Annotated in this window: 13 protein-coding genes; 11 read left to right on the plus strand and 2 right to left on the minus strand. The window is 53.4% G+C overall.

All coding sequences use genetic code 11. The features are described from left to right. Nucleotides 1–98 precede the first annotated feature (98 nt). From sirA to JCR24_RS07260, 4 genes are all read left to right on the plus strand, one after another. Complete coding sequence (sirA, locus tag JCR24_RS07245; RefSeq protein ID WP_011230832.1) at nt 99–536, plus strand: sporulation inhibitor of replication protein SirA; 438 nt, start codon at nt 99–101, stop codon at nt 534–536. 89 nt (nt 537–625) lie between these two features. Beyond that, nucleotides 626–838 (plus strand): YneF family protein, encoded by a 213-nt coding sequence (locus JCR24_RS07250; protein WP_011230833.1) that lies wholly within the window; start codon nt 626–628, stop codon nt 836–838. 124 nt (nt 839–962) lie between these two features. Beyond that, complete coding sequence (locus JCR24_RS07255; protein ID WP_011230834.1) at nt 963–2,702, plus strand: ABC transporter transmembrane domain-containing protein; 1,740 nt, start codon at nt 963–965, stop codon at nt 2,700–2,702. Between the two features lie 89 nt (nt 2,703–2,791). Further along, nucleotides 2,792–4,570, plus strand: coding sequence for an ABC transporter ATP-binding protein (locus tag JCR24_RS07260; protein ID WP_238980383.1), 1,779 nt, complete (start codon nt 2,792–2,794; stop codon nt 4,568–4,570). A gap of 57 nt (nt 4,571–4,627) precedes the next feature. On the opposite strand, the gene JCR24_RS07265 is transcribed toward JCR24_RS07260, so the two are convergent. Next, nucleotides 4,628–4,807, minus strand: a complete 180-nt coding sequence (locus tag JCR24_RS07265) for an aspartyl-phosphate phosphatase Spo0E family protein (RefSeq protein WP_011230836.1) — start codon at nt 4,805–4,807, stop codon at nt 4,628–4,630. A gap of 168 nt (nt 4,808–4,975) precedes the next feature. Here JCR24_RS07265 and JCR24_RS07270 point away from each other — a divergent pair, with 168 nt between their 5' ends. From JCR24_RS07270 to JCR24_RS07280, 3 genes are all read left to right on the plus strand, one after another. After that, nucleotides 4,976–5,683 carry a cytochrome c biogenesis protein CcdA gene (locus JCR24_RS07270; RefSeq protein WP_025951176.1) on the plus strand — a complete coding sequence of 236 codons (708 nt, stop codon included), beginning with the start codon at nt 4,976–4,978 and terminating at the stop codon, nt 5,681–5,683. Between the two features lie 68 nt (nt 5,684–5,751). Next, nucleotides 5,752–6,108: a response regulator gene (locus tag JCR24_RS07275; RefSeq protein ID WP_011230839.1), complete on the plus strand. Its 357-nt coding sequence runs from the start codon at nt 5,752–5,754 to the stop codon at nt 6,106–6,108. A 190-nt stretch (nt 6,109–6,298) separates the two neighbouring features. Continuing rightward, a complete protein-coding gene (locus tag JCR24_RS07280; RefSeq protein WP_020278238.1) occupies nt 6,299–6,778 on the plus strand; it encodes a CcdC family protein in 480 nt (159 codons plus the stop codon). A 190-nt stretch (nt 6,779–6,968) separates the two neighbouring features. Here the strand turns inward: JCR24_RS07280 and JCR24_RS07285 are convergent, their stop codons facing one another. Further along, complete coding sequence (locus tag JCR24_RS07285) at nt 6,969–7,403, minus strand: DUF2621 domain-containing protein (RefSeq protein WP_238980403.1); 435 nt, start codon at nt 7,401–7,403, stop codon at nt 6,969–6,971. 271 nt (nt 7,404–7,674) lie between these two features. Here JCR24_RS07285 and JCR24_RS07290 point away from each other — a divergent pair, with 271 nt between their 5' ends. The 4 genes from JCR24_RS07290 to celB all read left to right on the plus strand — a co-directional run bounded on the left by JCR24_RS07290 (nt 7,675) and on the right by celB (nt 13,260). Further along, nucleotides 7,675–8,349: a cell wall hydrolase gene (locus JCR24_RS07290; RefSeq protein ID WP_207563492.1), complete on the plus strand. Its 675-nt coding sequence runs from the start codon at nt 7,675–7,677 to the stop codon at nt 8,347–8,349. Nucleotides 8,350–8,743: 394 nt separating this feature from the next. Then, nucleotides 8,744–11,437: a sigma-54-dependent transcriptional regulator gene (locus tag JCR24_RS07295; RefSeq protein ID WP_238980384.1), complete on the plus strand. Its 2,694-nt coding sequence runs from the start codon at nt 8,744–8,746 to the stop codon at nt 11,435–11,437. 147 nt (nt 11,438–11,584) lie between these two features. Then, nucleotides 11,585–11,887: a PTS sugar transporter subunit IIB gene (locus tag JCR24_RS07300; protein WP_081130506.1), complete on the plus strand. Its 303-nt coding sequence runs from the start codon at nt 11,585–11,587 to the stop codon at nt 11,885–11,887. Between the two features lie 17 nt (nt 11,888–11,904). Continuing rightward, nucleotides 11,905–13,260, plus strand: a complete 1,356-nt coding sequence (gene celB / locus JCR24_RS07305; RefSeq protein ID WP_238980385.1) for a PTS cellobiose transporter subunit IIC — start codon at nt 11,905–11,907, stop codon at nt 13,258–13,260. The last annotated feature ends 14 nt before the right edge of the window (nt 13,261–13,274 follow it).

Raw genomic sequence — 13,274 nt, forward strand, 5'->3', positions numbered from 1 at the left:
TCGACAATGTTAGTGAAAAAACTTGCCGTTAATAGACATATTTTTCCCTTTTCCTTTTCTATAATAGAAAATAGATGAACAGAAATGGGGGATGGGGCATGGTCCGCTATTGGATTTATTTGTTGAATGACGATGTGGCGTCGCATTACCGCCATCGGGCAGAAAAAATTGTCGAACTGCTTCGTGAGCATCAATACGCGAAAGCGCCGCTGAAGGCGATTTGCCGCAAGCAAGTCGAATTTATCACCGAACGGCTGTCATTTTCGCGCCTGGAACTTGGCTTAAAGCAATATTTTGCCGGCCGCGTCGGCAAAAATTTGGAGCGCAATATGTTTGTTTTGCAAAACGACGCCGGCGAGGAAGCGTTGCTTGTCGTGCAAAAGCGCCGCTTGCTTCTTGTCGCTGACAGCGCGCCGCTTGCCGCGGACATCGGGCGGGCGCTCGCTCGGCTTTCGCCGACGTTTTTGGCGGTCGACGCCGATTTTGTCGATTACTACTGGCTGTCTGCGCCTCGGCAAGGAAGAAAATTTGCGTAATGAAAAGATTTTTGTCGCGAAATATTGTCTAATGACGCATCGTTTAGTACACTGTTAGGGAGACAACAAGAAGGAGGAAAATCGCTGTTATGTGGGGTACGATTCTCGTTGGCGTGCTGGCGCTCATCGCCGGGGTGGCGATCGGATTTTTCGTCGCCCGCAAAACGATGATCAATTATTTGAAGAAAAACCCGCCGATCAATGAACAAATGATTCGCATGATGATGATGCAAATGGGCATGACTCCGTCGCAGAAGAAAATCAATCAGATGATGAAAATGATGAACAATCAACTGAAATAAGCGAAACGGACACTCGATCGAGAGTGTCTTTTTATTTTGCCAAAATGTTCTTTCAAAATTTTTCTAGTTTTGTTACAATAATATGGCGATTGTTCGTCAGCCAAATGAAAGGAGGGCGGGCCTTATGCGCGTGTTTCGCGATTTGTTTTGGTTTTTCCGTCAAGAAAAGAAGGCGTATATCACCGGCATTTTCGTGCTTGTCATCGTGGCGTTTTTGGAGACAGTCCCGCCGAAAGTGATCGGCTTGTTGGTCGATCATGTGAAAAACGGCACGATGACAAAAGAAGTGCTCATCCGCTGGATCGCCGTCCTCGCCGCCGTTGCGGCGGCGCTTTACGGGCTCCGCTACGCTTGGCGCATTTTCATTTTCGGTTCGGCGGTCAAGCTTGCCCGCCAGCTGCGCAACGAGCTGTATCAGCATTTTACGAACATGTCGCCGTCGTTTTACCAGCGGAAGCGGATCGGCGATTTAATGGCCCATGCAACCAACGATTTGCAAGCGATTCAGCAGACGGCCGGAAGCGGCATTTTGACGCTTGTTGACTCGGTGACGCTTGGCGGGTTTGTGTTGGCAACGATGGCGTTTTCGATCAGCTGGAAGCTGACGCTCATCAGCCTATTGCCGATGCCCGTGATGGCGGCGGCGACGAGCCGCTATGGGACGATGCTCCATCGTCGGTTTTTAACGGCGCAAGCGGCGTTTTCGTCGCTGAACGACAAGGTGCAGGAAAGCGTCAACGGCATCCGCGTCATCAAGGCGTTCGGCTATGAGGAACACGATGTCGAGGCGTTTCGCCGTCAATCGGAAGACGTCGTGGCGAAAAACGTTGCCGTCGCCAAAATTGACGCCTTGTTTGATCCGACGATCGGGCTGCTTGTTGGGCTGTCATTTTTTCTCGCTGTGGCGTTTGGCAGCCAAATGGTTTTGGCGGGCGAATTGACGATCGGCGAGCTTGTGTCGTTTACGACCTACCTTGGCCTGCTTATTTGGCCGATGTTGGCGTTCGGCTGGCTGTTTAACATTGTTGAGCGAGGGCGTGCTTCGTACGACCGGGTGCGGGCGCTGTTGGCTGAACAAGATGAAATCAACGAACGTCCGGATGCCCTTCACATCGCTCCGCAAGGCGACATTGAGTATGATGTTCGTCAATTTGCCTATCCGGGGGAGGCGAAGCCGGCGCTTCGGGGCATTCGTTTTCAGCTCAAGCGTGGGGCGACGCTTGGCGTCGTCGGCAAAACGGGGGCGGGAAAAACGACGTTGCTTCGCCTGCTGCTGCGCGAGTTTGACGGCTATGACGGCGAGATTCGCTTCGGCGGCCGCGACATCCGCGATTATACGCTTTTCGCGCTCCGTTCGGCGATCGGCTACGTGCCGCAAGACCATTTCTTGTTTTCTGCCTCCATCCGCGACAACATCGCCTTTGCCAAGCCGGAAGCCGGAGAGGACGAGGTCGTACGGGCGGCGCGGCTGGCCGACATTCATGATGACATTTTGCAGTTTCCCGACGGGTATGAGACGGTCATCGGAGAGCGCGGCGTTTCCCTATCCGGTGGGCAAAAACAGCGGCTGTCAATCGCCCGGGCGCTTCTCATTGACCCGGAAGTGCTCATTTTTGATGACGCGTTGTCGGCCGTGGATGCGAAGACCGAGGCGCGGATTTTAGCGGCGCTCAAACAGGAGCGGCGCGGAAAAACGACGATCATCGCCGCTCACCGTTTAAGCGCGGTTGAGCATGCCGATTGGATTCTCGTCCTTGACGGGGGGCGAATTGTGCAGGCCGGAACGCACGAGCAGCTGATGGCAGAAGGCGGCTGGTATCGTGACATGCACCGACGCCAGCAGCTTGAGGCGCTTGCGGAGTAACAACAGGTCTGAACGTTCGAGCTCTCGCCAAAAACGAGCGGAGCGAAAAGCCTGAAAATACAAGTTGTTTGTAAGATAGGGGGAAGTGGATGAACGACCGATGGTTGACAACAAAAGAGCAGCGGCGCGTCTTATGGCGGCTGCTCGCTTATATGGGAAGATACAAAAAAGAAACTGCGCTTGCGTTTGCGCTTCTTCTGTTGGCAACGGCCGGGGAGCTTTCCGGCCCGTATTTGGTGAAAGTGTTCATTGATGACTATTTGGTGCCGGGCCGCCTCGCTTTTGGACCGGTGGCGGCGCTGGCCGCCGCCTATCTCGGCGTGCTCGTCTTGAAAACGATCATTTCCTACTTCCAGCTTGTCGAGTTTCAGCGGCTCGCTTTGTACGTCATTCAAGCGCTGCGGATGGATGTGTTTGCGAAAGTGCACCGGCTCGGGATGAGCTATTTTGACCGGACGCCGGGCGGAAGCATCGTTTCGCGGGTGACGAACGATACAGAAGCGATCAAGGACATGTTCATCAGCGTCCTAGCGGCCTTTGTGCAAAACGGCTTGTTTGTCATCGGCGTGTTTGTCGCTATGTTTTCGCTTGATGCTAAGCTTGCGTTGTTTTGCCTGTTCATCCTCCCGGCGATCGCGTTCATCATGCACACATACCGCCGCTACAGCTCAGTGTTTTATCAAGAGATGCGCGAACGGCTGAGCGAACTGAACGCCAAATTGAACGAATCGCTGCAAGGAATGGCCGTCATTCAAGCGTTCCGCCAGCAGCGCCGTTTATATCAAGAGTTTGCCGCCGTCAATGAAGCGCATTACAAGGCGGGGATGAAAAACATCCACCTTGATGGACTGCTGCTTCGACCGGCGATCGATGTGGTGTATATGTTGTCGATCATGGTCGTGCTCAGCTTTTTTGGCATCACGGCGCTTGATGGCCCAGTTGAGATCGGCGTGCTGTATGCGTTTGTCAACTATTTGGAGCGCTTTTTCGAACCGGTGACGCAAATGATGATGCGCCTGTCTCTTTACCAGCAGGCGATCGTTTCCGCCTCTCGCGTGTTTGCCCTTCTTGATCATCAAGAAGAGGCGCCGGCCAATCCAAATTGGTCGCCGCATGTGATCGAGCGCGGGGAAATCGAATTTCGGGATGTCAGCTTTTCCTACGACGGCAAACGGGATGTGCTGAAACGGCTGTCGTTTGTCATCCGTCCAGGTCAGACGGTCGCGTTTGTCGGCCATACTGGCAGCGGCAAAAGTTCGATCATCAACTTGCTCATGCGCTTTTATGAGTTTGACCGCGGCGATATTTTGCTTGACGGCCGGTCGATCCGCGATTACTCGCGCGCCGAGCTGCGCCGCCGCCTCGGCCTTGTCTTGCAAGATCCGTTTTTGTTTTACGGGACGGTCAAAGAGAACATTCGCATGTATAATCAGGAACTGGACGACGAAGCCATTGAGGAGGCCGCTCGGCTCGTGCAGGCCGATGCGTTTATTGAGCAATTGCCCGGCGGCTACGACCATGTGCTCGCCGAGCGCGGGGCGACGTTATCAAGCGGTCAGCGCCAGCTTCTTTCCTTTGCTCGCACGATCGCTGCCGATCCGAAAATTTTGGTGCTCGATGAGGCGACCGCCCATATTGACACCGAAACAGAGGAAGCGATTCAAGATGCGCTCATGCGCATGCGGAAAGGGCGGACGACGATCGTCATCGCCCACCGTCTATCAACGATTCAAGACGCCGATCAAATTTTCGTCCTCCACCGCGGCGAAATCATCGAGCGCGGCACGCATCAGCAACTGCTGGCGCAAAAAGGGCTTTACTACCAAATGTACTTGCTGCAAAACGGCCTTGTCGACGTCCATGCGTAAATGGCGGCGTTTTGCCGCCCCTGCTTGGAACAAAAAGAAGAAAGCGCCATGTCCCGCCTAGCGGGAGGCGCTTTGCTTTCGCCGCTTGGTTTGTTCGCGTTGATAGGCATTGAGCAACGTGTCAAGTTCTTTGCTGATTTTCATGGCCGCCGCCGAGTTTAACCCCGTTTTGGCCACCGTGTCGACAAGCTCCATCCGCTTTTGTTCAATCAAGGTCAACAATTTGCATTTCGGCACGAATCGACCGTCCTTTGCTTGAAGTATTGTGTATGGTGCTTTATACTATTTTATCAGTGAACGCAAAAATGGAAAATAGAAAAATTGACCAGGAACAATGAGAAACATGTTACGGGAAGAAGGAATTCTGCTAAAATAAAAAGTAAAAAAGCAGGGGCTGGTTCACCAATGAATGATCTCAATCTATTTTTAGCGTTCGGCGCCGGGTTTTTGTCGTTTATTTCCCCGTGCTGCTTGCCGCTTTATCCGGCGTTTTTATCGTATATCACCGGCGTGTCGGTCAGCGAGTTGAAAGAGGAAAACGCGATGCTGAACCGCCGCAGCTTATGGCATACGCTTTGCTTTTTGCTTGGCTTCTCGCTCATTTTTATCTCGCTTGGCTTTGGCACCTCGCTGCTTGGGAGGCTGTTTGTTGATTATCAAGATGCGATCCGGCAAATCGGCGCGGTCGTGATCGTCGCTCTCGGCCTCGTCGTCGCCGGGCTGTGGAAGCCGGCGTTTTTGCTGAAAGACCGGCGCATTTCGTTTCGTGAACGGCCATCGGGATATGTCGGCTCCGTGCTGATCGGCATGGCGTTCGCCGCCGGTTGGACGCCGTGCATGGGGCCGATTTTGGTGGCGGTTGTCGCTCTAGCCGCCACCAATCCGGGCTCAGGAATGGTGTATATGCTTGCTTATACGCTCGGATTTGCCGTTCCGTTTTTCATGTTGTCGTTTTTTATCGGCAAGCTGCAATGGATCCGCCGCCATAGCGCATCCATCATGAAGGCGGGCGGCTATGTCATGGTGGCGATGGGCATCCTTTTGTATTTTGACTGGATGACAAAGCTGATTGCTTATACGACAAGCTTGTTTGGCGGATTTACTGGTTTTTAGCGGCGATGGAGCCGCCCTTTGTGCGGCTGTTGTTGGAGGAATATCGTTGAGGAGAGGGCGATGGAAAGATGGCTGCCATTTTAATTGCTGACGATGCGAAGTTTATGCGGGTAACGCTGGCGCGCATACTGGAAAAAACGGATCACACCGTAGCCGGTGAGGCGGAAAACGGCAAAGAGGCGGTCGAGCTGTATCGCCGGCTGCGCCCCGATCTTGTCATCATGGACATTACGATGCCGGTCATGAATGGGATTGAAGCGGTGCGGGCGATTAAGGAGATCGATCCCGGGGCGAAAATCATCATCTGCTCGGCGCTCGGGCAGCAGCGTATGGTCGTTGAGGCCATTGAAGCCGGAGCGGCCGACTTCATCGTCAAGCCGTTTGAAGAAACCCGCGTGCTCGAGGCGATTGCCCGTCTTTTGTAAGCGGGCTTCGGCTCCGTACGGCATAGGAAGGCGCCGCTTATGACCGAAGACAGCTGGGGGCGCTTCTCATGGCAAGGAAGAGGAGGGGCGCTGGCGCGATGTTGGCCGGAGGCGGCTTTAGAGGACGGTAGGCAAGCGAAGTGTTTTTTGCTATAATGGCGTTGTTCGTGAATTTTGTCGGAAGAAGGTGATGGCTTTGGCGTTCATTACATCGCTCATCGCCGTTGTGATGGCGTTTTTCATCTTTTTTGTGCGCATGAAGGCGTCGGAAAAGCCGACGAATGCCAAAAAAATTATTTTGCCGCCGCTGTTTATGAGCACCGGGGCGCTGATGTTCATCGATCCGGTCTTTCGCGTTACGCGCGGGGAGCTCATCGAAGCGGTCATTCTCGGCCTGTTTTTCTCGCTGTTTCTCATTAAAACGTCAAAATTTGAAATCCGCGGCAGCGATATTTATTTGAAACGCTCAAAATCCTTTATTTGGATTTTGCTCGGGTTGATTGTCATTCGTCTTGGCTTGAAAACGTATTTAGGACGAACGATCGACTACCGCCAGTTAAGCGGCATGTTTTATTTGCTCGCGTTTTCGATGATCGTCCCATGGCGGATTGCGATGTACGTTTCGTATAGAAAGCTGGCGGCGCAGCTGAAACCGCCAGTGCTGACATAAAGAGCTGTCCCGCTGATGGACAGCTCCCTTTTTTGTTGCGCCAAGCCCGCTTCACTTCGCTTCCCTGGAATTGTCCCGCAGACGGAGCTGAAGTCGTCGGTCCCGGCCTAAAAAGCTGCTTGTTTGGGCCGCTTTTTCCATGCTGAAACAGACGAAAGCCGCCGGTCAGCCTTAGACGAAAGGCGGAACGTCAGCGGCTTTCCAATAAATGTTTATAAGGGGCGAGATCGATGTTTTTCGCTTGCAATGTCCGGATCAAAAATTTATGATCGCGCTTCGGCGTTGCCATGATATAGCCGCGGATCAGCAAGTCGCGTGTGATGCGCGGCGCCTGCTCCTTCAAGGCAAGCTCGCCGATTTTGCCGGCAATCTTTTGCCGCGCGACGTCGCGGAACAATTCCGGCACAGGGCGAACCAATTCCTCAAGCAGCGCTTTTTCTTCTTCCCCCCATAGATGACGCGTCTGTTCAATGTAATATTCCTGCCAGTCGAGCTCCGATTTCCCATCTTCTTTCGGCAGCCGCTTCAAAAACTTGCGGAACATGAAAAAGCCCCCGATCGACATCATGACAAGCAAAAAGACGACCCAAAGCAAAATAAACCAAAGAAACCATCCGGTCAGCACGATCCCCACCCCAACATGATGATCAACTGTTTTTGCCATAGGCAAGATTCGTCTACTATTATGTCGAAAAGCTTGCTGTTTGGCAAGTTTCAAACAGCGGCTTGTTACGAAGCGTAATGCAACTGTAATGCAACTGTAAAAAAGCTTGTCCCACCTTACAGCGCCAATGGATTGAAAGCCGCCGGCCGCTTTGTATGGAAAAGATATACAGTGACGTTCCCTTCTTTGCCTGCTAATCTAGTAAACAAAGAAAAAAAGCCAAAAGGCAACGATGAGGGGGATGCGCAGAGTGAAAGTGAAAAAGACGATTGCAGCGCTCACGATCATTTGCTGTATGGCGTTAAGCTCTCATGGGCTGTCGGCGGAAGCGGCTGGCTCGTATACATACTATCAAGTGAAAAAAGGCGATACATTGTCGAAGATCGCCAAACAATATCATACTTCGGTTGCTTCGTTAAAGTCGTTAAACGGGTTAAAAAGCGATGTGATTTATGCCGGCGAAAAGATAAAAGTGCCGGCTGCGGCGAAGCGATCGGCTTCGGCGCCGGCAAAGAAGAAATCGATCTCATTAAGCGCCGCCGACCGGAAGCTGCTCGCCCAGCTTGTGCAGGCGGAGACCGGTTCGAGCGAGCCGTTTGCCGGCAAGGTGGAAGTGGCGCTTGTCGTTTTCAACCGCACAAAGCATCCGGAGTTTCCAAAGACGGTGCGCGGCGTCATTTATCAAAAGACGAAATCCGGCTATGCGTTTGTACCGGTCAAAACGGGGAAATTGACCCGCATTCAGCCAACCAAGCAAGATTACGAGGCGGTCGACAAGGCGTTGGCCTTATTCCCGAGCGACCGCCGCGGCTCGCTTTATTTCTACAATCCGAAAATCACCAAAGACAAATGGATGTTGTCGCGCCCGGTGACGATTCGCATTGGGCATCACGTCTTTACGAAATAAAGGGCCCGGCTTCAGGAACGTTGCCTTTGAGTGAAGCACAGCATACATAGGCGGTAAGGAAAAGAGCGTTTTCCCACTTTGGGAGACGCTCTCTTTTTCTGCGAAAATCACCCTTCGGCGAGTCGTGATGTTCATGCCAGAGCGGGGAAGAGCATTTTCCTCATCGATGTTGTTCAGAAAAAAGCAGGGTCTTTTCTGGCTAAGTGAGGGTCAACCATGTTATGGGTTTTTTCGGAATGATGGTCATGACTTCGCTGACAAAAGCGTTCGTTTTTCGACCAGTGTAGCTGTGTCCGGCCAATGAAGGACGGCAGATCGGTTCAACGTTTCCGCGGGAAGCCGGCAGGAGTTTGCCGGTGCTGTTGCGAATGTGTTGATCAAGGGGGGAGCGGCTGTGAAAAGAGTGGATCTTGTCTACGAAACGCTGCGGGAGTGGGAACGGAATGGAAAGCGGTGGGTGAGCGCTGAGGAGTTGGCCTGTGCTCTCGGGCTAGATCGAGCCAACGTCAGCCGTGATTTAAACCGCCTTTGGCGGGAGGGAAAAGTGCAAAAGCAAACCGGAAGGCCGGTTCGCTTTGCGCTGGCATGTGGACCAAAAGCGATGACGCGTCTCGACCGGCTGGCCAAGCAGCAGCCGAGCTTGGCAGCGGCGGTGGAGCAAGGAAAGGCCGCCGTCTTGTATCCGCCCAAAGGGCTGCCGATGTTGATTGTCGGCGAGACGGGAACGGGGAAATCGATGTTTGCCGAGTTGCTCCATGAATTTGCCGTCGCAGCTGGCCGTTTTCCGCCGGGGGCGCCGTTTGTGACGTTTAACTGCGCTGATTACACGAACAACCCCCAGTTGCTGCTCGGACAGTTGTTCGGGATCCGCAAAGGGGCCTATACCGGGGCCAATGAGCAAAAAGGATTGATTGAAAAGGCGGACGGGGGCATTTTGTTTTTGGATGAGGTGCATCGTCTGCCAGCCGAAGGGCAAGAAATGCTGTTTACGTTTATTGACCGCGGCATTTACCGTCGGCTTGGCGAGACGGATGTGGAGAGAACAGCCAATGTGTTGCTCATTTGTGCGACAACGGAAGATCCGGAGTCGAATTTGCTGAAAACGTTCCGCCGCCGCATTCCAATGCATATTTTGCTGCCGCCGCTGGAGAAGCGGACGCTTGACGAACGCTTTCGGCTGGTGATGCAGTTTTTTCAGGAAGAGGCGGTGCGGCTCGGAAAAGAAATTGACGTCTCCGCCAATGCCATGCGCGCGTTTTTGTTTTATCCGTGCCCGAACAACGTCGGGCAGCTGAAGGCCGATGTGCAGCTCGTTTGCGCCAAAGCCTACGCCGATTATGTCACCGGAAAGAAACAAGCGGTGCGCATTCATCGCGCCGATTTGCCATTTCAAGTGCAAAGCGGGCTTTTGCTGGAGAAAAAACATCCGCAAGCCGCCTCTTATTCGCTGCCGCGACGGTGGTATGCCTTCCCGCCGCATGGGGGGGAGGCCGATGTTGAGAGCGGGCCGGCGGCGGAATCCGAATCGGTTTACGGCGCGATTGAGCGCAAATACGGAGAACTAAAAGAGCGCGGCATCGCCGGCGATGAACTGGACCTATTGCTGGAAATGGACATTAAGCATTATTTCTCGCAATACATGAAAGGGGTGGACCGGCGCATCCGCGATCGCCGCGATCTTGAGAAAATGGTCGCTCCCGACGTCCTTGAGTTGACCGAAGCGATGGTCGTCTATGCGGAGAAAAAACTTGGGCGCCGCCTCGCCGAGAAGGTGATGTATGCGCTCGCCATGCACATTCAAACGGCGATCAACCGCCTGCGGGCCGGGACGATCGTTTCCCATCCGAAACTGAATGAAGTTCGCGCCGCCTATAAGCAGGAATTCGCCGTCGCGCTCGACTGCCTTCAGCTGATGGAAGAAAGGACGAATATCGACTTCCCGATCGATGAAGCGGGATTTTTGACGATGTTTTTTGCGTTCCACGAGGAGCAAGCGGAAGAGCGGGAGGAACGGGTGGCGATCGTGGTTGTGATGCATGGCAACGGTGTGGCTTCGGCGATGGCGGACGTCGTGAATCAGCTGTTGGCCGCCGCGTGTGTGCATGCGGTCGATATGCCGCTTGATGCCGACCCGAAACGGATTTACGAGCAGGTGAAAGCGGTGCTACAGCCCGTCGCATCGAAAAAAGGGGCGCTGTTGCTTGTTGACATGGGATCGCTCGTGTCGTTTTCGAACTTTTTGGAAAAAGAGCTCGCTGTTCCGGTGCGGGTGATTTCCGCTGCCAGCACGCCGCACGTGCTCGAAGCGGCCCGCAAAGCGATGCTCGGCTATGCGCTTCAGGAAATTTACGAAGAAGTGAAAGCCGCAGCGCCGTTTTACATTCGCGGGCCGCTTTGGGAGGAGGAGGTTGCGGAGCAGGACATGCTGGCGATCGTCACCGCCTGTTTTACTGGAAAAGGAAGCGCGCTGGCGCTAAAGCATATATTGGAAACGTATTTGCAGCTCGATGAGCGCATGTGGCGCATTATTCCCATTCAAATGGCAGATGCGGAAGAAGCGCGGCAAACCTTGTCCAACGTCGCGAAACATTTCCGCATCGTCTGTATCGTCAGCCATCTTTGCCTTGATGAGCGAATCCCGCACTTTTCTCTTGAGGACGTGCTTAGCTTGAGGGCGATGAAAGAAATCCAAGCGTTAGCCGACGTTGAGGAAATTCATATGCATATGGCTAGAGAGCTGACCAATCATCTTCGCCACCTCGCACCGGCGCGGGCCATTCCCGCCATTCGCGCTGCGCTGGCGGCGATTGGTCGGGAACTCGGCCTTGAAGCGGATGGCCGCGATCTGGTGGGGCTTGTCTTTCATCTTTGCTGCTTGCTCGATCGCCTGCTGTCCGGAGAGAGAACGAGCGGTGACCGAGGAGCAGCGAAAGCTTGCGGGCATGAAGATGAAGATGGCGCACTGTACAGGGCGGTCAAGGAGGGGTTGTTTCCGCTTGAACAGCAGTACGGTGTCTGCATCGATGAAGATGAACTGTGTCATATCGTTCACTTTTTTCGCTCCCTGCAAGGAAAACGAGATGGATAAGGTGCGATAATTGGAAACGCTTCCATTACACAGTTTCCCTCCGTTAACACACAACCGTTCCATCCGCTTCAGCGCTGTCTTTTCGGCGTTGGCATGGAATTTGCCTGAACAATAATGAATCATTGCAAAAAAAGGAGGAGGAAGCGGATGAACATTTTGCTCATTTGCGCTGCCGGCATGTCGACGAGTTTGCTTGTGACGAAGATGAAGGAGGCGGCAAAGCAAAAAGGGATCGAGGCGAACATTTGGGCTGTGTCAGCTGATGAAGCGAAAAGTCATCTCGACCAGGCGGATGTTGTGCTGATTGGTCCGCAAATCCGTTATAAGCTCGCCGCCTTCAAAAAAGAGGGAGAGGCGCGCGGCATTCCGGTTGACGTCATCAATCCAGCTGACTATGGGCGGGTCAACGGCGCCGGCGTGTTGGACTTTGCGCTGCGGTTAAAAAAATAAACAGGGGGTAGGGGCGGATGGATCGGTTTATTCGTGTGTTGGAAGAGCGTGTGATGCCTGTCGCCGGCAGGATTGCCGAACAGCGCCATTTGCAAGCCATTCGTGACGGAATCATTTTGTCGATGCCGCTCTTGATTATCGGGTCTTTATTTTTAATCATTGGTTTTTTGCCGATCCCTGGCTATAACGAATGGATGGCGAAATGGTTTGGCGAACATTGGCTCGATAAGCTGTTGTATCCGGTCGGGGCGACATTCGACATTATGGCGCTTGTCGTCAGCTTCGGCGTCGCTTACCGGTTGGCGGAAAAGTACAAAGTTGATGCGCTTTCGGCCGGGGCGATTTCACTTGCCGCTTTTTTGCTCGCAACTCCGTATAAAGTGCCGTTCACGCCGGAAGGAGCGAAAGAAGCCATTATGGTCAGCGGCGGCATTCCGGTGCAATGGGTCGGCAGCAAGGGGTTGTTTGTTGCCATGATTTTGGCGATTGTGTCAACCGAAATTTACCGGAAAATCATTCAAAAAAATATTGTCATTAAGCTGCCGGACGGGGTGCCGCCTGCTGTGGCCCGCTCCTTTGTTGCTTTGATCCCGGGAGCCGCCGTTCTCGTCGTTGTCTGGGTAGCCCGGCTGATTTTGGAAATGACACCGTTTGAAAGTTTCCATAACATTGTATCTGTCCTCCTGAACAAACCGCTCAGTGTGCTCGGCGGCAGTGTATTTGGCGCCATTGTCGCCGTGCTGCTTGTCCAGCTGCTATGGTCGACCGGACTGCACGGAGCGGCCATCGTCGGCGGGGTCATGGGGCCGATCTGGCTGTCGCTGATGGATGAAAATCGAATGGTGTTCCAGCAAAATCCGAATGCCGAACTGCCCAACGTCATTACGCAGCAGTTTTTTGATCTTTGGATTTACATCGGCGGTTCAGGAGCGACATTGGCGTTGGCGTTGACCATGATGCTTCGGGCGCGCAGCCGGCAGTTGAAAAGCTTAGGGCGGCTCGCGATCGCACCTGGCATTTTCAATATTAATGAGCCGATCACGTTCGGTATGCCGATCGTCATGAATCCATTGCTTATCATTCCATTCATTCTCGTGCCTGTCGTGCTTGTTGTTGTCTCCTACGCGGCGATGGCGACTGGGCTTGTCGCCAAACCAAGCGGGGTGGCCGTGCCATGGACGACACCGATCGTGATCAGTGGCTATTTAGCGACGGGGGGCAAAATTTCCGGGAGCATTTTGCAAATCGTCAACTTCTTCATCGCGTTTGCCATCTACTATCCATTTTTCTCGATTTGGGACAAACAAAAAGCGGCCGAAGAGCAGACCGATCCAACAATCTCAAGCGGAGCGGGAACAACGCACTCGCTGTAAATAAGGAGAGGAAC

Source organism: Geobacillus sp. YHL, from assembly GCF_022341265.1.
Taxonomy (GTDB): domain Bacteria; phylum Bacillota; class Bacilli; order Bacillales; family Anoxybacillaceae; genus Geobacillus; species Geobacillus thermoleovorans.

Bases quoted from the DNA above. Each gene is read 5' to 3' on its own strand.
- sirA (WP_011230832.1), top strand. From the start codon at position 99: ATGGTCCGCTATTGGATTTATTTGTTGAATGACGATGTGGCGTCGCAT.
- JCR24_RS07250 (WP_011230833.1), top strand. From the start codon at position 626: ATGTGGGGTACGATTCTCGTTGGCGTGCTGGCGCTCATCGCCGGGGTG.
- JCR24_RS07255 (WP_011230834.1), top strand. From the start codon at position 963: ATGCGCGTGTTTCGCGATTTGTTTTGGTTTTTCCGTCAAGAAAAGAAG.
- JCR24_RS07260 (WP_238980383.1), top strand. From the start codon at position 2,792: ATGAACGACCGATGGTTGACAACAAAAGAGCAGCGGCGCGTCTTATGG.
- JCR24_RS07270 (WP_025951176.1), top strand. From the start codon at position 4,976: ATGAATGATCTCAATCTATTTTTAGCGTTCGGCGCCGGGTTTTTGTCG.
- JCR24_RS07275 (WP_011230839.1), top strand. From the start codon at position 5,752: ATGGCTGCCATTTTAATTGCTGACGATGCGAAGTTTATGCGGGTAACG.
- JCR24_RS07280 (WP_020278238.1), top strand. From the start codon at position 6,299: ATGGCTTTGGCGTTCATTACATCGCTCATCGCCGTTGTGATGGCGTTT.
- JCR24_RS07290 (WP_207563492.1), top strand. From the start codon at position 7,675: ATGAGGGGGATGCGCAGAGTGAAAGTGAAAAAGACGATTGCAGCGCTC.
- JCR24_RS07300 (WP_081130506.1), top strand. From the start codon at position 11,585: ATGAACATTTTGCTCATTTGCGCTGCCGGCATGTCGACGAGTTTGCTT.
- celB (WP_238980385.1), top strand. From the start codon at position 11,905: ATGGATCGGTTTATTCGTGTGTTGGAAGAGCGTGTGATGCCTGTCGCC.